This is a genomic window from Sinomonas sp. T428B (assembly GCF_056780155.1).
Genome location: NZ_JBRAZR010000001.1, coordinates 1,222,881 through 1,243,042, shown reverse-complemented (window position 1 = coordinate 1,243,042; position 20,162 = coordinate 1,222,881). Strand labels below are relative to the sequence as shown.

The following is a 20,162-nucleotide window of genomic DNA, read 5'->3' as shown; positions in this document are numbered from 1 at the left end:
GCTGGCGCTGTGGCGAGCCTAAGGGCCCGAGGCGCACGGGGGGTTACCTCGCGGTAAACGATCGGCCGTGGCGGAAAGTTCGCTACTCGAGGACCTCGGAGGCCTCGAGCCAGGCCAGCTCGAGCTCCTCCTTCTGGGCCACGAGGCCCGTCAGCTCGGTGTTGAGCTCGCCGAGCTTCGCGTAGTCCTCGGCGGAGGCGGCCATCTGCGCGTGCAGCTTCTCCTCGCGCTCCGCGATCTTCCCCAGCTGGCGCTCGATGCGCGAGAGCTCCTTGCGCGCCTCGCGCTTCTCGGCCTCGGTGAACCGGGACGGGGCCGAGGCCTCCGCACTCTGGGCAGTGGACGACGTCGTGCTGCCGCCGCCCTGGGCGCCGCCCACGCCCACCGGCCCCGCGCCGCCGGCTCCCGCTCCCGCTGCCCCTGACGCGGCGAGCGCCGCCTCCCGAAGGGCGAGGTACTGCTCGACGCCGCCGGGCAGGTCCCGGATGCGGCCGTCGCCGAGGAGGGCGAGCTGGTGGTCGGTGACGCGCTCGAGGAGGTAGCGGTCGTGGCTCACGACGACGAGCGTTCCCGGCCAGCCGTCGAGCACGTCCTCGACCGCGGCGAGCGTGTCCGTGTCGAGGTCGTTCGTGGGCTCGTCGAGCATGAGCACGTTGGGCTCGCCGACGAGCAGGCGCAGGAGCTGCAGGCGGCGCCGCTCGCCGCCGGAGAGCTCGGAGATGCGGGTCCACTGCTTCTCGTTCGTGAAGCCCAGCTGCTCGACGAGCTGGCCCGCCGTGAGCTCCTTGCCGCCCACGCTGAAGGTCTGCTTCTCGCGCTGGATGAGCTCGACCACGCGCAGGTCGGCGACGTCGTCGAGCTCGCGGACCTCCTGGCTCAGCACCGCGGGCACGACCGTCTTGCCGCGCTTGACGCGCCCCGAGGTCGGCGCGATCTCGCCCGAGAGGAGCCGCAGGAGCGTCGACTTGCCCGCGCCGTTGACGCCGACGATGCCCACGCGCTCCCCCGGCGCGAGGCGCAGGGTGATGCCGTCGAAGAGCGGCGGAGCCGCAGAATCCAGCCCGCCGTCGCCCGAGTAGGACAGTGTCACGTCCTCGAGGTCGATGACGTCCTTGCCCAGGCGCGCCGTCGCCATGCGGGACAGGGCGACGGTGTCCCGCGGCTCGGGCACGTCGGCGATGAGGGCGTTGGCGGCCTCGATGCGGAACTTCGGCTTCGACGTGCGGGCCGGGGCGCCGCGCCGGAGCCACGCGAGCTCCTTCTTCATGAGGTTCTGCCGCTTGGACTCGACCACGGCGGCCGCGCGGTCGCGCTCGGCGCGGGCCAGGACGTAGGCCGCGTACCCGCCGTCGAACGGGTCGACGATCCCGTCGTGCACCTCCCACGTGTCGGTGCAGACCTCGTCGAGGAACCAGCGGTCGTGGGTCACGACGAGGAACGCGCCCTCGTTCGCACGCCAGCGGGTCTTGAGGTGCCGCGCGAGCCACGCGACGCCCTCGACGTCGAGGTGGTTCGTCGGCTCGTCGAGCATGATGACGTCGTGGGGCTCGATGAGGAGCTTCGCCAGGGCGACCCGGCGCTTCTGCCCGCCGGAGAGGGAGCGCACCTGGGCGTGCCAGTCGACGTCCTCGACGAGGCCGCCCATGATGTCCCGGATCTTCGGGTTCGAGGCCCACTCGTAGTCGGCGCGGTCGCCGACGATCGCGACGCCGACCGTGAGGTCGCCGTCGAGCACGTCGCTCTGGTCGAGGTAGCCGACGTTGACGTCGCGGCGCCGCGTGACCCGGCCGGCGTCCGGCTCGAGCCGCTGGGCGAGGAGGCGCATGAGCGTGGACTTGCCGTCGCCGTTGCGGCCCACGATCCCGATCCGGTGGCCCTCGTCGAGCCCCACCGTGACGCCGTCGAGCACCGTGCGGGTGCCGAAGGAGATGCTGAGGTTCTCGCCGCCGAGCAGGTGTGCCAAGGGATGGGTGTCCTTCTGTGGAGTCGGCCGGGTGAGTGGGAGGCCGGGAAAAGCGAACTACAGCAGGGTATCGCTCAGGATCCGCGCGCCCGGAACCGGGCCGTGCACCGCGCGGGCCTCGACGCCGCGGTGGGCGAGGGCGTCCACGAGCTCCGCCGCTGCCTCGGCGTCGCGCGCGAGGAGCGCCACGGTCGGCCCGGAGCCGGAGACGAGGGACGCGAGCGCGCCGTGCGAGTCCGCCCAGCCGAGCGTCTCGCGCAGCCCCGGGGCCAGCTCGATTGCTGCGCGCTGGAGGTCGTTCACGAGCAGGTGGGAGAGCCGGCCCGCGTCGCCGCTGCGCAGGGCCGCGAGGATCTCGGGCTCGACCTCCGTCGGCTCGGGGGCGACGATGCCCCCGGCATCCCTGAGCCTGTCGAGCTCGGCGAACACGGCCGGGGTGCTGAGGCCGTAGTCGGCGGGCACGAGGACCCAGTCGAGGCGCGCGCTCGCGAGCGCCGGCGAGAGCTGATCCCCCACCCCGAGCCCGACGGCGGCCCCGCCGAGGAGCGCGAACGGCACGTCTGCGCCGAGCTCCGCGGCGAGGTGGGCGAGCTCCTCCTTGGACAGGCCGCTGTCCCAGAGGGCGTCGCACGCGAGGAGGGTCGCGGCGGCGTCGGCCGATCCGCCGCCCATCCCGCCGGCGACGGGCACGCGCTTGGTGATCTCGAGGTGGACGCCCGTGGCCCCCTCGGACACGTCCGCCATGAGCCGGGCGGCCCTGACGGCGAGGTTGCGCTCGTCGAGCGGGATCTCCACGCCCTCGAGGTCCAGCGTGCTCTCGGGGCTCAGGCTCACCGTGATGCCCGGCTGGGGCGTGCTCGTGGCCGTGACCTCCTCGAAGAGCGAGACCGCCAGGTACACGCTGGCCACGGAGTGGTAGCCGTCCGGCCGCAGCGGGCCGACCTGGAGCGAGACGTTGACCTTGCCGGGGGCCTTGGCCCGGACCGAGCGCTGCCTGCGGGGCTGGCCGGTGCTGAGTCCTGGGGGTGGTGTGCGCATGCCCCCCACGCTATCGGCCGGCCGTGCGCTGCTCGGCGATGCGCGCGAAGTCCTCGATGCCGAGCACCTCGCCCCGGGCCTTGGGGTCGACGCCCGCGGCGACGAGGATCCGCTCGGCATCGGCGCCGCTGCCGGCCCAGCCAGCGAGCGCCGCGCGGAGGGTCTTGCGCCGCTGCGCGAACGCCGCGTCGATGACGGCGAAGACCTCGGCGCGCGTCGCCGTCGTGCGCGGCGGCTCGGTGCGGGAGAAGCCCACGAGCCCCGAGTGGATCTTCGGCGCCGGCCAGAAGACGTTCATGCCGATCACGCCGGCCTTGCGCATCGTGCCGTACCACGCGGCCTTGACGCTCGGGACGCCGTAGACCTTGGACCCGGGCTCGGCCGCGAGGCGGTCCGCGACCTCCTCCTGGACCATGACGAGGCCGTGTCGGAGGCTCGGGAAATGCTCGAGCAGGTGCAGGACCACGGGGACGGCGACGTTGTACGGGAGGTTCGCGACGAGCGCCGTCGGCGCGGAAGAGCGCCCTGCGGGCAGCTCGGTGACCTTGAGCGCGTCCTTGAGCACGAGGTCGAAGCGGCCGACGGCGTGCGGCCGCCACCGCGCGACCGTCGCGGGCAGGCGTCCGGCCAGGACGGGGTCGATCTCGATCGCGACGACGTGGGCGGCAGCGTCGAGGAGCCCGAGGGTCAGGGAGCCGAGCCCGGGACCGACTTCGAGCACCGTCTCCTCGGGGTCGACCTTCGCGGCGGCGACGATCCGACGGATCGTGTTGCCGTCGATCACGAAGTTCTGGCCGAGCGTCTTCGTGGGCCGGATCCCGAGCTCGCCCGCGAGCGTGCGGATGTCGGCGGCGCTGAGCAGGGGCAGGCGTTCTGTCACCCGAGCATCCTACCGACGCGCGAGGCCCCGGCCGGGCTGCTGCCCGGCCGGGGCCTCGGGTGTCCTCGGTGCTGCCTCTCTGTGCGGCCTCAGCCCCCCACAACGTGGCGGCAGCCCCACGGTGACAGGCCGGCCTTGGCTCGCCGGCCTCAGCCCCCCACAACGTGGCGGCAGCCCCACGGTGACAGGCCGGCCTTGTCGTAATACGTGTTGGCGACGGCGATCTGCTGCTCCTTGGTCGCGAGCGAGGCGTTCGGGGCGTACTGCCCGCCGCCGTTCGCGAGCCACGAGGGGATGTCGAACTGGAGCCCGCCGTAGTAGCCGTTGCCGCTGTTGATGTTCCAGCGTCCGCCGGACTCGCACTGGGCGATGGCCTCCCACATCGCGAGGCGGTCCATGGGCGGGGCCGCGGCACCGGTGTTCTGGCTCTTGGGCTTGGTCCCGACGAGGACCTTCTGCGCGACCGGCTCCTTCGTGACCGTCTCGGAGACGAGCGTCCGGGTGGCCTCGCGGCCGTCGAGGGACACGACGCGGTACTGCTTCTCGACCGTGCCCGCGACGCCCTTCTGGACCACCTTGCTCTCACCCTCGGTCAGCTCCGCCGACTCGGTCTTCTCGGTGCTGAAGGGGAGCGTCTCGGTCACGGCCGGCGCCTCGGAGACGTCGACGCGCGTGATCTTGAGGGCCATGTTCGCCACGAGGGGCGAGGCGGCCGGGGCGGAGATGCGGTCGCCGGGGCCTGGGGCGATCTCGAGCTCGGCCAGGAGATCGGCGACCGTCGCGGCCGTCGTCGTGCGCGTGACCGGGCGGCCGTCGACGACGACCGTGACGTCCTTCGGCGTCGTGATCTGCACGACGGTGCCCTCGGTCGCGAGCTGCGTGCCGCCGTGGAGCGAGACGACGGAGCTCGAGGCGACCCCGAGCTCAGCGACGAGCTCGTCCACGTTCGCGCCGGTCGTCTCGACGGTGCGCTCGGCGCCGTCGAGCTGGACCGTGACCTGCTTGGCCCGGCTGACGGTGATCACGGAGCCGTTGGCGACCGAGGCGTCGAGCGACGGCGTGATGCGGTCGCCGTCGCTGACGTCCACGTCCGCGCTCTCGACGATCTGTCCGACCGTCCCCGCGAAGGTCGTCACGGTGCTGGCCTGTCCGTCCACGGTCAGCGTGACCGTCTTGCTGTTGGCCACGAACGCCGTGGTCCCCACGGCCAAGGCGGCCACCACGGCGGCCTGCCCCGCGATCCGGAGGGGGGAGCGCTTGGGGCGCGGAGGGGTCGTCGTCAGTGCGCGGTGCGCGGAGTCTCTCTTCACAGGTGCCCGATCGTCGATCCACCCGGGCACGGTGGGCGACGGACGGGCGGCAGAGGCATGGTGGATCAGCCCGCCGTCGTACGACGGCGGACGCGCGCCAGTGCAGCTTCCCGCCCGGGAGTGCGCTGGCCGGATGGCCGAGGGCGAGCGTCCGGCGGCCTGCTCCGACCCCGGCTGTTGGACCCACTGTAATCAAAAAGTTATGCAGGGCCAAATGAGGTCACGGAATGATGACGAGGCGTGGCGCGTCAGTCCCAGCTGCCGTAGGCCTCCTCGGTGTTCGCGGCCAGCCGCCCGCACAGCTGAGCGAGGTCCGCGCCGAGCTCCTCGGCCATGGCCCGGACCGTGTACGGCACCATGTAGCTCGCGTTGGGCCGGCCGCGGTACGGGTGGGGGGTGAGGAACGGCGAGTCCGTCTCGACGAGGAGGCGCGAGGGCTCGGCGATCGCGAGGGCCCGGCGGAGGTCGTCGGCGTTCTTGAACGTCATGGTCCCCGAGAAGGACATGAACCAGCCGTGCTCGTTGCACAAGCGCGCGAGCTCCTCGTCCCCCGAGAAGCAGTGGAACACGACCCGCTCGGGAGCGCCCTCCTCGGCGAGGACGCGGACGACGTCGTCGTGCGCGTCGCGGTCGTGGATCTGGAGGGTCTTTCCGAGCCGCTTCGCGAGGTCGATGTGCCAGCGGAACGAGTCGAACTGGACCGTCAGGGCCTCGCCCTTCGTGCGGAAGAAGTCGAGCCCCGTCTCGCCGATCGCCCGGACCCGGGGGTGGGCCGCGAGGGCCTCGATCTCGGCGTAGGCCGTCTCGAGCTCGCCGCGGGCCGCGTACCGCGGGGCGTCGTTCGGGTGGAGGGCGACGGCGCCGAGCAGCCGCGCGTCCGCCTCGACCGCCTGGACGGTGAAGCGGGACGAGGGGAGGTCGCAGCCGACCTGGACGGCGCGGCCCACGCCGACGGCCTCGGCGGCGTCGAGCGCGTCCCGGACACCGACCTCGACAAGCCCGTCGCGGAAGTTCAAGTGCGTGTGGTTGTCCACGACCGGGACAGGGAGGGGCTCCGGGGCCGGCGGGTACTCGAGCCTGCGCCGGCGGCCCGACTCGTCCGTCGCTGCACGGCGGTCATGCCCGCCCGCTCCCCCGGCCGCTGCGTCTTCTGCGTCTGCGTCGTCGGTCCAGCGGTAGGCGGCGGGGGGCAGGGAAGAGCACATGGCCTCCACTCTAGAGGGGTTCCGTCAGGGGTCCGGACTGGACGCCGGGTGCCGGTCCGGCGGCCAGCGGGTAACGTGTCTCATAGCGTGACGGGGGTCACAAGGCATTCCCAGGAGGGGGACCCATGGACGTCCACCACAGCGGCCAGGCCGGGATCGGCGAGCACGTCACGGCCCTGCGCCCGGTCCGACGCCCGGAACAGGGCCCGCCGGCCTCCCCCGCAGGCGCGCCGCGCGACGCCGAGCCCATGGACCCGGACCGCTTCGGCCCGCTGTGCACCGGCATCCTCGCGGCGATCGGGCAGGTCATGGACGGCCAGTCCGCGGCCGCCGAGCTGGCCCTGACGGTGCTCCTCGCCCAGGGGCACCTCCTCGTCGAGGACGTCCCGGGCGTGGGCAAGACGATGCTCGCCAAGACCCTCGCCCGGACCATCGACTGCACGGTGAGCCGGATCCAGTTCACCCCGGACCTCCTGCCGAGCGACGTCACGGGCGTCTCCGTCTACAACCAGGCCACGCGGCAGTTCGAGTTCCGACCCGGCCCCGTCTTCGCGAACATCGTGATCGGCGACGAGATCAACCGCGCCTCCGCCAAGACCCAGTCCGCGCTCCTCGAGTGCATGGAGGAGCACCAGGTCACCGTGGACGGCACGTCCTACGCCCTGAGCGAGCCGTTCATGGTCGTCGCGACGCAGAACCCCATCGAGATGGAGGGCACCTACCCCCTCCCCGAGGCCCAGCGGGACCGCTTCATGGCGCGCATCTCGATGGGCTACCCGGACGCCGCCGCCGAGGCCGAGATGCTCGAGAACCACCAGTCCGTCTCCCCGCTCGTCCGGCTCGAGCCGGTCGTGAGCGAGGACGAGGTCCGTGCGATGGCCTCGACGGTCCGGGCCGTGTTCGTCTCGGCCCCCGTCAAGGAGTACACCGTGGCGCTCGGGCGGGCCACCCGTGCCAGCGAGCGCCTTCGGCTCGGGGCGAGCCCCCGTGCCGTCCTCCAGCTCCTGCGCGCGGCGAAGGCCCGGGCGGCGCTGTCGGGGCGCGACTTCGTCCTCCCGGACGACGTCGCGGTCATGGCCCCTGCCGTGCTCGCCCACCGGCTCGTCCTCGACCGCAGGGCCGCTGGCAGCGGCCTCACCCCGGCGGGGATCCTCGAGGGGATCGTGGCCTCGGTGCCCGTGCCGGCCTCCGGCCCATCCGCCCCGCGGCGCAGGGGCTGAGGGAGGCGCACGATGCGCACGGGTGCCCGGACCGACTGGAAGGGTGCGCTCACGCCCCGCGGGTGGGGGTTCGTCGCGGCCGCCGTCCTCGCGCTCATCGCGGCCCAGGTCATGGGCCGGCGGGACCTCCTGCAGCTGACCGTCTTCCTCTCGCTCGTCCCCGTCGCGGCCCTCGCGTCCAACCTGCTCTTCCGCCCGTCGATGGAGGTCCGGCGGGTGCCGCGGCCCGACGTCGTCGAGGCCGGCACCACGACCGAGGTGAGCCTGCGCCTGAGGCACAGCGGCCTGCTCGCCGGCCGCATGTCGATGGCCGAGCACCTGCCCGCGACGCTCGGCACGGGCCCGGCCTTCCTCTACCCCGGGCAATCGGTCGCCCGGGACGGCTTCAGCAGCTACCGGTACCAGCTCGGCTGCCCACGGCGGGGGGTGTACCTGATCGGGCCCGTGGAGGCCCGGTACACGGACCCGTTCGGCCTCGCCGAGCGGCACAGCCGGATCGGGGACGCGACCCGGCTCGTCGTGACCCCGGCCTCGGTCGCACTCGCCGCGGCGGTGCTCTCCGGCACCCGGGGCGCGGACGGCGTCGTCGCGACCCGCGTCCAGTCGACCCCGAGCGACGACGACGTCATGACCCGCGAGTACCGCCACGGCGACCCCATGCGGCGGGTCCACTGGGCCGCGACCGCGCGGCACGGCGAGCTCATGGTCCGGCAGGAGGAGTCCGCGACGTCGCCCGAGGCGACCCTCGTGCTGGACGTGCGCCGCCAGGCGTTCCCCGGCATGGCCCACGCCTCCGGCGAGGGGCCCGAGTCGCCGGCGTTCGAATGGGCCGTCACGGCCGCCATGTCGGTCGCCGCCCACCTCGCCGAGCGCGACTACTCGCTGCGGCTGCTCGACACCGCGGGCGGGCTCGCGCTCGCCCACTCGGAGTCCGCGCCCGAGCCGGACGCGCCCTCGTACTCGGGCCCCGACGGCCTCGCCTCGATCGCGGAGGGCCTCGCCGCGATCGCGCCCCGCTCCCCCGGCCCCGGGCAGCAGGCCCACCGCCCGGCGGACCAGGCCGGCGACCAGACCGGTGCCCCCTCAGCTGCCTCCGTCGGCTTTTCCGAGCTCCTCCTTGACCGGCTCGACGCCCACCGCTCGCGCGGGCCGATCGTCGTCGTCCTCGGCGCGACCGATGCCCCGGCAGCGTCGATGCTCGCCCCCGCGGCGGCCTTCGCCGACCGCGCCCTCGCACTCATCGTCACCTCCCGCGCGGGCGGATCGCAGGCGGCGGCGGAGGTGCTGCGGGACGCCGGGTGGCGCGTGGCCGAGGCGACGCCCCGGATGGCGGTCGACGCCGCGTGGCTCGCGCTCACGGTCGACGAGCCGGCCGCTCCGCACGCCCCGGGCGCCGCTGCACACGGTTCAGCCCACTCGAGGGGGGCCTCGTGAGCCCCCCGCGCTGGAGCCACGGCGGCGCCGAGCTCTCGCTCGCCCTCTCGGTCGTGGGCGGGTCGGTCGCCTACGCGGGCGTGCTGCGCGGCTACAGCTGGCTGTACCCCGTCGCCGTCGTCGCCTGCGGAGCCCTGGGCGCGGCCGCCGTCGCCCGCGCCCTGCGCTGGCATCCGGTGGCCGTGGCCCTCGCGGGGCTTGCGGGCTGGACGGCGGCGATGTGCAACATGTTCTTCCGCTCCCAGAGCATCGGGGGGTTCATCCCCGGCGCCGAGACGGCCGGCGCGGCCCGGGAGGCCCTCGCGCAGGCCTGGGACACGGTGGTCTTCGACACGGTCCCGGCGGCGCCGAACGTCGGCATCGCGGCCGTGCTCGCGGGGGCCCTCGGGCTCATCGCGCTCGTTGCCGAGACCATCGCGCTCTCGTGCCGGCTCCCGGCCATCTCCGGGATCGCGATCCTCGCGGCCCTCGTCGTCCCGGCCGTCCTCAAGCCGCAGAGCATCGGCGCCGCAGGGTTCGCCGCGGCGGCGGCCGGCTACCTCGGGCTGCTCGCGACCGCCCGCCCCGACGAGGCCACGGCGCTCGGCGGCCCACGCCCGCCCGGCGAGCGCGCCGCGGCTGCCGTCTCCCCCGGCCGGGTCGCGGCCCTCGCCGCCGCGATCGTCGCCGGCACCCTCGTGCTCCCGCAGGTCGTCCCCGGCTTCGACAGGGGCCTCTTCCCCGAGGGCTCGCGGCTGCGCAGCCTCGGACAGAACGTGGGCCTCAACCCGCTCATCACGCTCGGCAACGACCTGCGCAGCGCCGAGGGCGTGGGCATCCTGCGCTACGCGACGGACGCGAGCGGGCCCGTCTACCTGCGTACCGTCACCGTCGAGGAGTTCGACGGCGGGACGTGGGGGCCCGAGAACCGCGACGACGAGCTCGAGTATCCGCTCGCGTCGATCACCCAGCGGGTCTCGCTCGCGGGCGCGGCCACGATCGCTGCAACCACGACCGTCGTCGCGACCGGAGGGTTCACGAGTCCGTACCTGCCGGCGCCCTACGCGCCGATCGCCGTCGAGGGCGAGCGCGGCCGGTTCGGCTGGGACCCGCAGGACCTGAGCATCAAGGGCGAGCCCGGCTCGAGCCGCGACCAGTTCTACGTGGTCCGCTCGGTCATGCCCGAGCTCACGCCGGCGGCGCTTGCCGCGGCCCGCGCCGCGCCGCGTGGGATCGGGCAGACCGTCCAGAGCGTCCCGCGGGGGGTTCCGGGCAGCGTGCGCGCGACGGCCGAGACGGTCACCGCGAACGCCGAGTCCGCCTACGGGCGCGCCCTGGCCCTCCAGGCCTACCTGCGCACGTTCCAGTACTCGGAGCAGACCCCCGTGGACGACGGCTACGACGGGACCGGGATGGAGGTCCTCGAGACCTTCCTCGAGAAGCGCTCCGGATACTGCATCCACTTCTCGGCGGCCATGGCCGTCATGTCACGCATCGTCGGGATCCCGAGCCGGATCGCCGTCGGCTTCGCGCCCGGGCGGCCCACCGGCCAGACCATCTCGGTGCCCGGCCCGGGCGCGCTCCCGGAGTTCTCGGTCGACGGCCGGGACGCGCACGCGTGGCCGGAGCTGTACTTCGAGGGGCTCGGCTGGGTCCCGTTCGAGCCCACGCCCTCGCGCGGCATCACGCCGTCGTATGCGCTCACCGACGCGCTCGGCACCGGCACGGGGACCAACTTCGACGACCTCAACGACGGCCTCATCCCGGGCGCGCTCGGGACCGCGCCGGGCACCACTCCGCAGCCCTCCGGGCCGGGCCAGGGCGGGGCTGGGCAGGGCACGCCCTGGGTGCCCGCCGCGCTGGCCGCCCTCGCCGTCCTGGGGACCGTGCTGCTCGGCGTCCTCCCCGCGGCGGCCCGCGCCGCCCAGCGCCGCCGGCGGCTCGCGCGCGGGCTCGACGGCATCTGGGAGGAGCTCGAGGCCGTCGGCGTCGACCACGGTCTCGCGCCCCACCCCGCGGACACCCCGCGGGCCTACGCGCAGCGGCTCGAGGCCTGGGAGGGCCACGACGGCAGTCTCCGCCATGCCCTCGCGACCCTCACCCGGGAGTACGAGCGCCACGAGTTCGGCCGCCCCGGCTACGAGCCGGACGAGGATGCCGCCCGGCGGGCGGTCGCGGACGTGCACCGCGCCGGGCGGCGCGCCCAGCGGCCCGTGCACCGGGCCCGCATCGCCGCGCTCCCGCCGTCGTCCTTCGCCGCGCTCGCGCGGGCGCTGCGTGCGTCCGGCCGCGGGCTCACGCGCGCGGGCCGCGCCGTGGTGCGCCCGCTGACGCCGCTGGCCCCCGCAGCGAGGGCTGCGGGGGCCAGGGCTGCGGCCGCGTGGCGGCGGCTGCGGGACCGGTGAGCGTCAGGACCGTGGGTGGCTGCCGCTGCTACTGCGCGTAGGGGTCCCGTGGAGCGATCAGCCCGCGTAGGGGTCCGCGATCCCGATGTACTGCGTCGTCGTGTACTCCGCGATGCCCTCGGCGCCGCCCTCGCGGCCGAGGCCGGACTGCTTGACGCCGCCGAACGGGGCCGCCGCGTTCGAGATGACGCCGGCGTTGAAGCCGACCATGCCGAACTCGATCTGCTCGGCCACGCGGAACATGCGGGCGTAGTCGCGGGTGTACAGGTACGAGGCGAGGCCGTACTCGCTCGCGTTGGCGAGGCGGATCGCGTCCTCCTCGGTGGCGAACGTGGTGATCGGGGCGACGGGGCCGAAGATCTCGTTCTGCAGGATCGCGGCGTCGTTCGGGACGTTCGCGAGGACCGTGGGGGCGTAGAAGTAGCCGTCGCCCTCGATCGGGGCACCGCCGGTCGCGACCGTCGCGCCGGACTCGACGGCCTCGGTCACGAGCGCGTGGACGTCCTTGCGGGCGCCGCCGTCGATGAGCGGGCCGACCTTGGTCTCCGGCTCGGTGCCGCGGCCGGTCGTGAGCGCGCCCATGGCGGCGGCGAACTTGGCGGTGAACTCCTCGGCCACGGACTCCTGGACGAGGAAGCGGTTCGCGGCCGTGCAGGCCTCGCCCATGTTGCGCATCTTGGCGGCCATGGCGCCCTGGACGGCCTTGTCCAGGTCCGCGTCCTCGAACACGATGAACGGGGCGTTGCCGCCGAGCTCCATCGAGGTGCGCAGCACGTTCTGGGCGGCGTCCGCCATGAGCCGGCGGCCCACCGGCGTGGAGCCGGTGAAGGAGACCTTGCGCAGGCGCGAGTCCTTCATGATCGGGCCGGAGATGCTGGACGCGCTCGAGGAGGAGACGACGTTCACGACGCCCGCGGGGACGCCGGCCTCGACGAGGACGGCGGCGAAGAGCTGGGTCGTGAGCGGCGTGAACTTGGCCGGCTTGATGATGACGGTGCAGCCGGCTGCCAGGGCCGGGCCGACCTTGCGCGTGGCCATCGCGAGCGGGAAGTTCCACGGCGTGATGAGCAGGCACGGGCCCAGCGGCTTGCGCTGGACGAGGATCTTGTTCTTGCCCTCGGGGGTCGTGAGGTAGCGGCCGTAGTCGCGCACGGCCTCCTCGGAGAACCAGCGCAGGAATTCGGCGCCGTAGGTGACCTCGCCGCGGGACTCGGCGAGCGGCTTGCCCATCTCGAGGGTCATGAGGAGCGCGAAGTCCTCGGCGCGCTCGGTCACGAGCTCGAACGCGCGGCGGAGGATCTCGGCGCGCTCGCGCGGGGCCGTGCGGGCCCACGCGGCCTGGGCGGCGTCCGCGGCGTCGAGCGCCGCGAGGGCGTCCTCGCTCGTCGCGTCGGCGATCTCGAGGAGCGTCGCGCCGGTGGCCGGGTCCTCGACGGCGAACGTGCCGCCGCCGGTGGCCTCGCGCCACTCGCCGTTGATCAGCAGGCCGGTCGGAACGGACGCGAGCAGCTCCTGCTCGCGCTCACGGGTGACAGCGGTGTTCTCGGACACGTCGGGCTCCTTCTCGCAGCACGCTCACCGGCGAGCGTGGGTGGACTGCTTCAACGCTAGGCCCGCCCGCTCGCACGTGTCCATGTATGACCCCACCGCGATCCAAGGGCGCGTCTGTACATCTGCACAGTCGACTCCCGCGGGATTCCGGGGTTTTTGCCCCGAGGACCGTCCCTGAGGAAGGTGGGGGCCTACCGCGCCGCGAGCACGGCCGCGTACAGCTCGCGCTTGCTCGCCCCGGCCTCCTCGGCCACGAGCGCCACGGCCTCCTTGAGCCGCGTGCCCGCCGCCACGAGCGACTCGACGCCCGCGACGAGGTCCTCGGTGCGGGCGGGCGCGGCCTCGGGCGCGCCGGCGGCGACGACGGCGATCTCGCCGCGGACCTCGTGCGCCTCGGCCCACGCGGCGAGCTCCCCCGCGGTGCCGCGCAGCACCTCCTCGTATGTCTTGGTGAGCTCCCGGCAGACGGCGAGCCGCCGCTCGGCGCCGAAGGCCTCTGCCACCGCGGCGAGCATCGCGCCGAGCCGGTGCGGCGCCTCGAAGAAGACCATCGTGCGGCGCTCGGCCCGGAGCTCGGCAAGCCGCTGTGCCCGCTCCCCCGCCTTGCGCGGCAGGAAGCCCTCGAAGCAGAAGCGGTCCGTCGGCAGGCCCGAGAGCGCGAGGGCCGTCAGGACGGCCGAGGGGCCGGGGAGCGCGGTGACCGTGAGGCCCTCGGCGACGGCCGCCTCGACGAGCCGGTAGCCCGGGTCCGAGACGGCGGGCATGCCCGCGTCCGTCACGAGCAGCACGGTCCGGCCCGCGCGCACCTCCTCGAGCAGCTCCTGGGTCTTCGACGCCTCGTTGTGCTCGTGGTAGCTCACGACGCGGCCGCGCGGGCGGACGCCCAGCCCGCTCGCGAGCCGCTGGAGCCGCCGCGTGTCCTCGGCGGCCACGACGTCGGCCTCGGCGAGGAACTCGACCAGGCGGCGGCTCGCGTCGCCGAGGTTGCCGATCGGGGTCGCGGCGAGGACGACGGCGCCGCCGCCCGGGAGCGCGCGGTGCCCGCCGGCGTCGTCCGCCGGTTCGGCTCCCGCGGTGGCGTGGGGATCGGGGGCGGGGGCCTCGTTGTGCTGCACGCGCCCCAGCCTACGCGAGCCACCTCGCGCGGGTAGCATGGGCCGGGATGAGCACCCCGACGCAGACCCGCGCGCCCTCGCACGGCTGGAATTCCCGCCGCATGTGGCTCGTGGACCCCAGTCCCGCGGGCGGGCGCGGCGCCGCGGAGGCCCTGCGGGAGCGGCTCCTCGGGCCCCTCACGCCGTGGCGCGACCTGGCCGGGCGCGAGCGGCTCCTCGGGTGGCTCGTGCCGCTCGCCGTCGGCCTTGTCGCGGCGATCATCCGGTTCACCTCGCTCGACCGCCCGCACGCCCTCGTCTTCGACGAGACCTACTACGTCAAGGACGCCTACTCGTACCTCGTCTCGGGCGTCGAGCGGAACTGGGCCGAGGGCGCGAACGACCTCTTCGTCAACGGCGACACGAGCGGGCTGCTCGCGACCCCCGAATACGTCGTCCACCCGCCCGTGGGCAAGTGGATGATCTCCCTCGGGCTCGCGCTCTTCGGGCCCGGCAGCTCGTTCGGCTGGCGGTTCACCGCGGCCCTCGTCGGGACCCTCTCGGTCGTGCTCACCGCCTGGGCCGCGCACCGGCTCTTCCGCTCGCACGTCCTCGCGGCCTCGGCCGGGCTGCTGCTCGCCGTGGACGGGCACCACATCGTGCTGTCGCGCACCGGGATCCTGGACATCTTCCTCTCCTTCTGGGTGCTCGCGGCCTTCTGCGCCCTGCTCCTGGACCGCGACGACGGCCGACGGCGGCTCGCGGCCCGGCTGGGTGCGCTCGCCTCCCCGGACGGCCGGCTCGCCCCCGCCGTGCTCGCCGTCGGGCCGCGGCTCGGCGTGCGCTGGTGGCGGATCGCCGCCGGCGTGTGCCTCGGCCTCGCGGTCGGGGTCAAGTGGTCGGGGCTCGCGTTCGTCGTCGCGTTCGGTCTCCTGACCGTGCTCTGGGACGCCTCGGCCCGCCGCACGGCGGGCATCCACGGATGGCTCCCCGCGGCCGTCCTGCGCGACGCCCCCGGCGCGTTCGCGAGCATCGTGCTGCTCGGCGCGGCCGTCTACACGGCGTCGTGGTCCGGGTGGTTCGCCTCGGACCTGGGCTACTTCCGCACGTGGGCCGCCGAGCACCCCGACCCCGCCTGGGGATGGGTGCCGGAGGCCCTCCGCTCGCTCGCGCACTACCACGCCGAGGCCTACTCGTTCCACAACGGCCTGTCCTCGCCGCACCCCTACGCCTCCACGCCGTGGAGCTGGCTCGTGCAGGGCCGGCCCACGTCCTTCTACTACACGGAGCCCACGGGCGCCTGCGGGACGGACCACTGCTCCTCGACCGTGCTCTCGGTGGGCAATCCCCTCATCTGGTGGGGCGGGACAGTCGCGCTAGGGATCGTGGCCCTGCTGTGGGCCGGCCGCCGCGACTGGCGCGCCGGGGCGGTCCTCGCCGGCGTCGCGGCGGGCTACCTGCCGTGGTTCCTGTACCCGAACCGGACGATGTTCGCGTTCTACTCGGTGGCCTTCGAGCCGTACCTCGTCCTCGCGCTCGTGCTCGCGCTGGGGCTCGTGCTCGGCCGCCGGTCGGACCCCACGTGGCGGCGCCAGGCCGGGCTCCTCGCTGTCGGGGTGTTCCTGCTCGCGGTCCTCGCGGTCTCGGCGTACCTCATGCCGATCTGGAACGCCGAGCCCATCCCGTATCTCGAGTGGCGCCTGCGGATGTGGATGCCCAGCTGGACGTAGACCTGGACCTGCAACTACCCAAGGGAGGAGAGGGCACATGAGCGCCGAGGACGTCCACGGCTCCGGCTCCCCGCGCCGCGAGGCGGCGGCGGACGCCGTCGCGGACCTCGATCCATCCGTCAACGTCACCCAGCTGCTCCTCGACCGGGCGGCGTCGGCGCCCGACGCCGAGCTCTTCGCCCGTCGCACGGACGCCGGCTGGGCCCCGGTCACGGCCGCGCAGTTCCTCGAGCAGGTGCGGGCCCTCGCCCGCGGGCTCATCGCGAGCGGCCTCGACACGGGCGACCGCGTGGCCATCGTCTCGGCGAGCAGCTACGAGTGGGCCCTGGTCGACTTCGCCGTATGGTTCGCCGGCGGCGTGCCCGTTCCCGTCTACGAGACCGCCTCGACGTCGCAGATCGCGTTCATCCTCGCCGACTCGGGCGCGCGGCGAGTCTTCGTCCAGGACGCGGACACCGCCCGCCGGGTCGAGGACGCCGTGCACGGCCACGCCGCGCTCGCGGACACGCTGCTGCCCATCACCGTCATGGCCGACGACGGCGAGGGCGCGACGCTGCGCAGCCTCGCTGGGCCGGGGCTCGGGGTGAGCGAGGCCGAGCTCGAGCGGCACCGCGCTGCCGCGGGGCTCGAGGCCCTCGCGACGCTCGTCTACACGTCGGGGACGACGGGCAGGCCCAAGGCCTGCGAGGTCACGCACGGCAACCTCGCCCTGCTCGCGGTGAACCTCCGCGCCCACCTGCCCTCCGTCGTCGGGCCCGGCGCGCGGACGCTCATGTTCCTCCCGCTCGCCCACGTGCTCGCCCGCGCTGTCCAGGTCACGTGCCTGGCCGCGGGCGTCGTGGTCGGCCATTCGCGCCAGGCGGACCTCGTCGAGGACCTCGGAACGTTCCGGCCCACCTTCCTGCTCGCGGTGCCGCGCGTCTTCGAGAAGGTGTACGCCGCGGCGCACGCGCGGGCCTCGCAGGGGCTGCGCGGCGCGGTCTTCGAGCAGGCCGCCCGCACCGCGCGGGAATACTCGCAGGCGCTCGACGACGAGGCCTCGGGCCTCGGCGACGGGCCCGGCCGGCGGCTGCGCGTCCGCCACGCCGTCTTCGACCGGCTCGTCTACGCGAGGCTCCGCGCCGCGTTCGGCGGAAGCCTTTCCACGATCGTCTCCGGGGCCAGCGCGCTGAGCCCCACTCTCGCGCACTTCTTCCGGGGGGTCGGCCTCACTGTGCTCGAGGGCTACGGGCTCACCGAGACCACCGCGCCGTGCACCGTCAACACCCCCGAGGCGACGCGCGTGGGGACCGTGGGCCGCCCCGTGCCGGGCACCTCGCTCCGCATCTCCGACTCCGGCGAGGTCCTCGTCAGGGGCATCGGGGTCGCCGCCGGCTACCGCGGGGCGGCGCCGGGCTCGCCGGAGTCCCAGGCCTTCACCCCCGACGGCTGGCTCGCGACGGGCGATCTGGGCCGGCTCGACGAGGACGGGTACCTGCGCATCACGGGCAGGGTCAAGGACATCCTCGTGACGGCCGGGGGCAAGAACGTCGTGCCGGGACCGCTCGAGGAGGCCCTGCGCGAGTCCGAGATCATCGCGCACGCCGTCGTCGTGGGCGAGGGACGGCCCTTCGTGGGCGCGCTCGTGGCGCTCGACGCCGACGGGCTGGCCGCGTGGTGCCGGCACCGCGGGCGGTCGCTCGGCATCGCGGAGGCGGCGGCCGATCCGGAGGTCGCCGCTGAGGTGCAGCGCGCCGTCGAGGCGGCGAACGCCGGCGTGTCCCGGGCCGAGTCGATCCGCCGATTCGAGATCCTGCCGCGCGAGCTCAGCCTCGGGGACGGCGACCTCACGCCGTCGCTCAAGCTGCGCCGCCAGGCCGTCCTCGAGGCCTTCGCGGGCACGGTCGAGGCCCTCTACTCCTAGGAGGCCGCACGGGGCCTAGCCCTGCTGCGCGGCCCATTCCTGGACGCGTCGGCTGCTCTCCTCCTCGGAAAGGTCCTCGACTCGGGTCATGACGGACCAGCGGACGCCGAAGGGGTCTCGGATGCTGGCATAGCGGTCGCCCGAGACGAAGGTCGCGAGGGGCTCGCGGATGGCTGCCCCGGCCTCCTCGGCCCGCTTCACGAGGTCGTCCGCATTCGAGCAGTACAGGCCCAGCGAGTAGCAGTCCTTCCCGCCCGCCGGCGCCGGAACCAGGTCGTACTCCGGGTTGGGCTCGCCGAGCTGGAGGCGGCCGTTGCCGAAGTCGAGCTCTGCGTGAACCACAACCCCGCCCATCTCCGTGGCGCTGATGAGGCGGGCGCCGAAGACGTCCCGGTAGAACGCGATGGCCTTCGTGGCGTCGGCGACGGCAAGGAACGGGGTGATGCTCGTGAGCCCCTTCGGGATCCCGTGGACGGTGTGCTCGCCGTGGGCGGCCGTGCTTGCCTGAGTGCTTGTAATGTCGTTCATGCCTGTGACGCTACGTGCCGTGGCGGTCCCGGCGCTTGAGGATTCGCGACAGTCTGGGGGTCTCGTGGAGGGTTCGTTCAAGGGCATCCTGTACCCGGCCCGCCTACCCGCATTCCACCGGCTCCCGGCTCCTTCCTCCGTCGCCGACCTGGTCCAGTGGTTCTGGATCCCCGAGTGGGACATCGAGCCCGGCCGCACCTCACGGCAGCACGTGATCGCGTACCCGAGTTCGAATCTGGTCGTGCAGCCTGACGGCGTCATCTTCTCCGGCCCGACAACCCGTGCCTCGTACCGCGACCTGAGCGGCCGTGGCTGGGCGGTTGGCGCGCTCCTGCGCCCAGCCGCCGTGCCACTGTTCACGGACGACCCCGCCGGGCTGTGCGACGCGGAGGCCGCCCTGACTCTCGAGAACCTCCGCCTTCCCGTCGCGACGGCGATGAGCGCGTCCGAGGGCGAGAGTCGTCTGGCGCACGCAGTGGAGGCCTTTGCGAGGTGGTTGGGCCCCTTCGGCGGAGACTCCGTCTCGGAGGAAGGCCTGCTGGCGAACCGCCTCCTGGACGCGGTGGATTCGGACGCCTCCTTGACCCGGGTTGAGGAGGTGGCTGCGCGATTGTCCGCATCGCCGCGGACCCTGCAGCGCGTGGCCAGGAAGTACATCGGCCTCAGCCCTGCCGCTCTGATCCGCCGTCGGAGGCTCCAAGACGCCACCGAGCGCGCGCGGCTGGACGCTTCAGCGGATCTCGCGAAGATTGCCGCCGAGGTCGGCTACGCCGACCATGCCCACCTGACGAATGACTTCCAGAAGCACCTGGGGCTCACGCCGAGTTCGTACCGGCGGGCCGTCGGCGGGGAGGAGTCCTAGCCGGGAGTTAGGAGGCTGCGGGCTCCGTGCCCTCCACCGTCTGGGCGCGCGACGCGCGCCGCTTGGGCGTGGGCCAGCAGAAGATGGCCACGAGCACCGACGTCAGCAGCACGAGGACGCCGATCGTCACGGCGGCGTCCATCCAGAACTGCCCGGGGAACAGCCTGATGAGCGTGTCCTCGAGCCGGAAGGTCCAGGTGCCGTCTGCGAAGAAGATCCGGTGGAACTCCGTGAAGAACTGCTCCCATCCCAGGAACGCGAGGACCGCGAGGGCGGCAATGAGGCCGAGGGTCACGAGAGACCCGGCGAAGAGGCCGCGCGCGAACGCGCCGCGTGCCTTGCGCAGGCCGAAGAAGGCGGCGATGAAGAAGACCAGGAGCAGGGCGCCCGCCCCGTAGGCGGAGAGGACCACGAGCTTGACGTCCGCCATGTGGCTGACCTCCCCCGCAGTGAACAGGCGGTCCCCGTTGGAGAACACGAGATCGCCGAGGTAGCGCGGCGAGGCGGCGTTGGCCAGGTAATCGACGGCGTACGAGGCGTAGGTCAGCCGGTCGTCGGCGGAGAAGCCGTAGCCATCCCCAGGGAAGCCCGGGCGGTGGTACTCGGCCCACAGGAACAGCGGGCTCGCGACGACGCGCACGGCGGCGATGAGGATCAGGAACGGGAACAGGATCGCCATGAGCACCTGGAGCACGCGCGGCGCCACCGGCTTCGCCCGGGCCGCGGCATCGCGCTCGGCGCTGCGGCGCTGGACCTCCTCCTCGGGCGGGCGGGCGTTGAGCACCCCGGTGGGCGAGGGCTCCGTCCTCCCCTCGGCGGGCTGGGTTCCTGCGGGCCGCGACTCGGCGGGCTGGTCGTTGCCGTTGGGCCGGGCATCGCCGTTGGGCCGTGCCTCGCCGGGGACCGCCGCGTGCCGCCCGACGCTCGTCTCGCCCCGCATCCACTCGAACGCGGGCTCGTCGCTGTCCTGGGACTCGTCGAACCCGGTGCCGGGCTCTGATCCGGATCGTTTGTCGGTCAACACAGTCACCGTCCAGTCACGGCCCTCCAGGGACCTCGG

At 73.9% G+C, this 20,162-nt stretch carries 15 protein-coding genes; 6 read left to right on the top strand and 9 right to left on the bottom strand.

Features of this window, described 5'->3' with window-relative positions:
* Window positions 1-82: 82 nt before the first annotated feature.
* From ACUYMY_RS05815 to ACUYMY_RS05795, 5 genes are all read right to left on the bottom strand, one after another.
* A complete protein-coding gene (locus tag ACUYMY_RS05815; protein WP_481702670.1) occupies window positions 83-1,963 on the bottom strand; it encodes an ABC-F family ATP-binding cassette domain-containing protein in 1,881 nt (626 codons plus the stop codon).
* A 57-nt stretch (window positions 1,964-2,020) separates the two neighbouring features.
* Entirely contained in the window at window positions 2,021-3,001 is a 981-nt protein-coding gene (locus tag ACUYMY_RS05810; protein WP_481702669.1) for a 4-(cytidine 5'-diphospho)-2-C-methyl-D-erythritol kinase, read from the bottom strand.
* 10 nt (window positions 3,002-3,011) lie between these two features.
* Complete coding sequence (gene rsmA, locus ACUYMY_RS05805) at window positions 3,012-3,881, bottom strand: 16S rRNA (adenine(1518)-N(6)/adenine(1519)-N(6))-dimethyltransferase RsmA (RefSeq protein WP_481702668.1); 870 nt, start codon at window positions 3,879-3,881, stop codon at window positions 3,012-3,014.
* A 149-nt stretch (window positions 3,882-4,030) separates the two neighbouring features.
* Window positions 4,031-5,191, bottom strand: a complete 1,161-nt coding sequence (locus tag ACUYMY_RS05800) for a ubiquitin-like domain-containing protein (protein ID WP_481702667.1) — start codon at window positions 5,189-5,191, stop codon at window positions 4,031-4,033.
* A 248-nt stretch (window positions 5,192-5,439) separates the two neighbouring features.
* Window positions 5,440-6,396: a TatD family hydrolase gene (locus tag ACUYMY_RS05795; RefSeq protein WP_481702666.1), complete on the bottom strand. Its 957-nt coding sequence runs from the start codon at window positions 6,394-6,396 to the stop codon at window positions 5,440-5,442.
* 125 nt (window positions 6,397-6,521) lie between these two features.
* Here ACUYMY_RS05795 and ACUYMY_RS05790 point away from each other — a divergent pair, with 125 nt between their 5' ends.
* From ACUYMY_RS05790 to ACUYMY_RS05780, 3 genes are read left to right on the top strand one after another with little or no spacing between them, the layout of a single operon-like run.
* Entirely contained in the window at window positions 6,522-7,616 is a 1,095-nt protein-coding gene (locus ACUYMY_RS05790) for an AAA family ATPase (RefSeq protein WP_481702665.1), read from the top strand.
* Between the two features lie 12 nt (window positions 7,617-7,628).
* The gene (locus tag ACUYMY_RS05785; protein WP_481702664.1) at window positions 7,629-9,050 is read left to right on the top strand and encodes a DUF58 domain-containing protein; all 1,422 of its coding nucleotides are present in this window, start codon (window positions 7,629-7,631) and stop codon (window positions 9,048-9,050) included.
* The gene (locus tag ACUYMY_RS05780) at window positions 9,047-11,434 is read left to right on the top strand and encodes a transglutaminase TgpA family protein (RefSeq protein ID WP_481702663.1); all 2,388 of its coding nucleotides are present in this window, start codon (window positions 9,047-9,049) and stop codon (window positions 11,432-11,434) included. The genes ACUYMY_RS05785 and ACUYMY_RS05780 overlap by 4 nt, the downstream gene beginning before the upstream one ends.
* Before the next feature lie 57 nt (window positions 11,435-11,491).
* On the opposite strand, the gene ACUYMY_RS05775 is transcribed toward ACUYMY_RS05780, so the two are convergent.
* Window positions 11,492-12,985: an NAD-dependent succinate-semialdehyde dehydrogenase gene (locus tag ACUYMY_RS05775; RefSeq protein WP_481702662.1), complete on the bottom strand. Its 1,494-nt coding sequence runs from the start codon at window positions 12,983-12,985 to the stop codon at window positions 11,492-11,494.
* A gap of 191 nt (window positions 12,986-13,176) precedes the next feature.
* Window positions 13,177-14,100: a 16S rRNA (cytidine(1402)-2'-O)-methyltransferase gene (gene rsmI / locus ACUYMY_RS05770; protein ID WP_481702661.1), complete on the bottom strand. Its 924-nt coding sequence runs from the start codon at window positions 14,098-14,100 to the stop codon at window positions 13,177-13,179.
* 47 nt (window positions 14,101-14,147) lie between these two features.
* Here rsmI and ACUYMY_RS05765 point away from each other — a divergent pair, with 47 nt between their 5' ends.
* Together ACUYMY_RS05765 and ACUYMY_RS05760 are read left to right on the top strand one after the other, a co-directional pair.
* Window positions 14,148-15,809 (top strand): dolichyl-phosphate-mannose--protein mannosyltransferase, encoded by a 1,662-nt coding sequence (locus ACUYMY_RS05765; RefSeq protein ID WP_481702660.1) that lies wholly within the window; start codon window positions 14,148-14,150, stop codon window positions 15,807-15,809.
* A 37-nt stretch (window positions 15,810-15,846) separates the two neighbouring features.
* A complete protein-coding gene (locus ACUYMY_RS05760; protein ID WP_481702659.1) occupies window positions 15,847-17,712 on the top strand; it encodes an AMP-dependent synthetase/ligase in 1,866 nt (621 codons plus the stop codon).
* 15 nt (window positions 17,713-17,727) lie between these two features.
* Here ACUYMY_RS05760 and ACUYMY_RS05755 read toward each other — a convergent pair whose 3' ends face one another.
* Entirely contained in the window at window positions 17,728-18,240 is a 513-nt protein-coding gene (locus ACUYMY_RS05755; protein WP_481702658.1) for a VOC family protein, read from the bottom strand.
* Between the two features lie 64 nt (window positions 18,241-18,304).
* On the opposite strand from ACUYMY_RS05755, the gene ACUYMY_RS05750 reads away from it, so the two are divergent.
* Window positions 18,305-19,102, top strand: a complete 798-nt coding sequence (locus tag ACUYMY_RS05750) for a helix-turn-helix domain-containing protein (protein WP_481702657.1) — start codon at window positions 18,305-18,307, stop codon at window positions 19,100-19,102.
* Window positions 19,103-19,109: 7 nt separating this feature from the next.
* Here ACUYMY_RS05750 and ACUYMY_RS05745 read toward each other — a convergent pair whose 3' ends face one another.
* Window positions 19,110-20,123 carry a TIGR01906 family membrane protein gene (locus ACUYMY_RS05745; RefSeq protein ID WP_481702656.1) on the bottom strand — a complete coding sequence of 338 codons (1,014 nt, stop codon included), beginning with the start codon at window positions 20,121-20,123 and terminating at the stop codon, window positions 19,110-19,112.
* Window positions 20,124-20,162: the final 39 nt, after the last annotated feature.

What these genes read in the sequence shown, in the direction of transcription:
- ACUYMY_RS05785 (WP_481702664.1), top strand. Translation starts at nt 7,629, where the DNA reads ATGCGCACGGGTGCCCGGACCGACTGGAAGGGTGCGCTCACGCCCCGC.
- ACUYMY_RS05795 (WP_481702666.1), bottom strand. Translation starts at nt 6,396, where the DNA reads ATGTGCTCTTCCCTGCCCCCCGCCGCCTACCGCTGGACCGACGACGCA.
- ACUYMY_RS05810 (WP_481702669.1), bottom strand. Translation starts at nt 3,001, where the DNA reads ATGCGCACACCACCCCCAGGACTCAGCACCGGCCAGCCCCGCAGGCAG.
- ACUYMY_RS05765 (WP_481702660.1), top strand. Translation starts at nt 14,148, where the DNA reads ATGAGCACCCCGACGCAGACCCGCGCGCCCTCGCACGGCTGGAATTCC.
- ACUYMY_RS05760 (WP_481702659.1), top strand. Translation starts at nt 15,847, where the DNA reads ATGAGCGCCGAGGACGTCCACGGCTCCGGCTCCCCGCGCCGCGAGGCG.
- ACUYMY_RS05790 (WP_481702665.1), top strand. Translation starts at nt 6,522, where the DNA reads ATGGACGTCCACCACAGCGGCCAGGCCGGGATCGGCGAGCACGTCACG.
- ACUYMY_RS05755 (WP_481702658.1), bottom strand. Translation starts at nt 18,240, where the DNA reads ATGAACGACATTACAAGCACTCAGGCAAGCACGGCCGCCCACGGCGAG.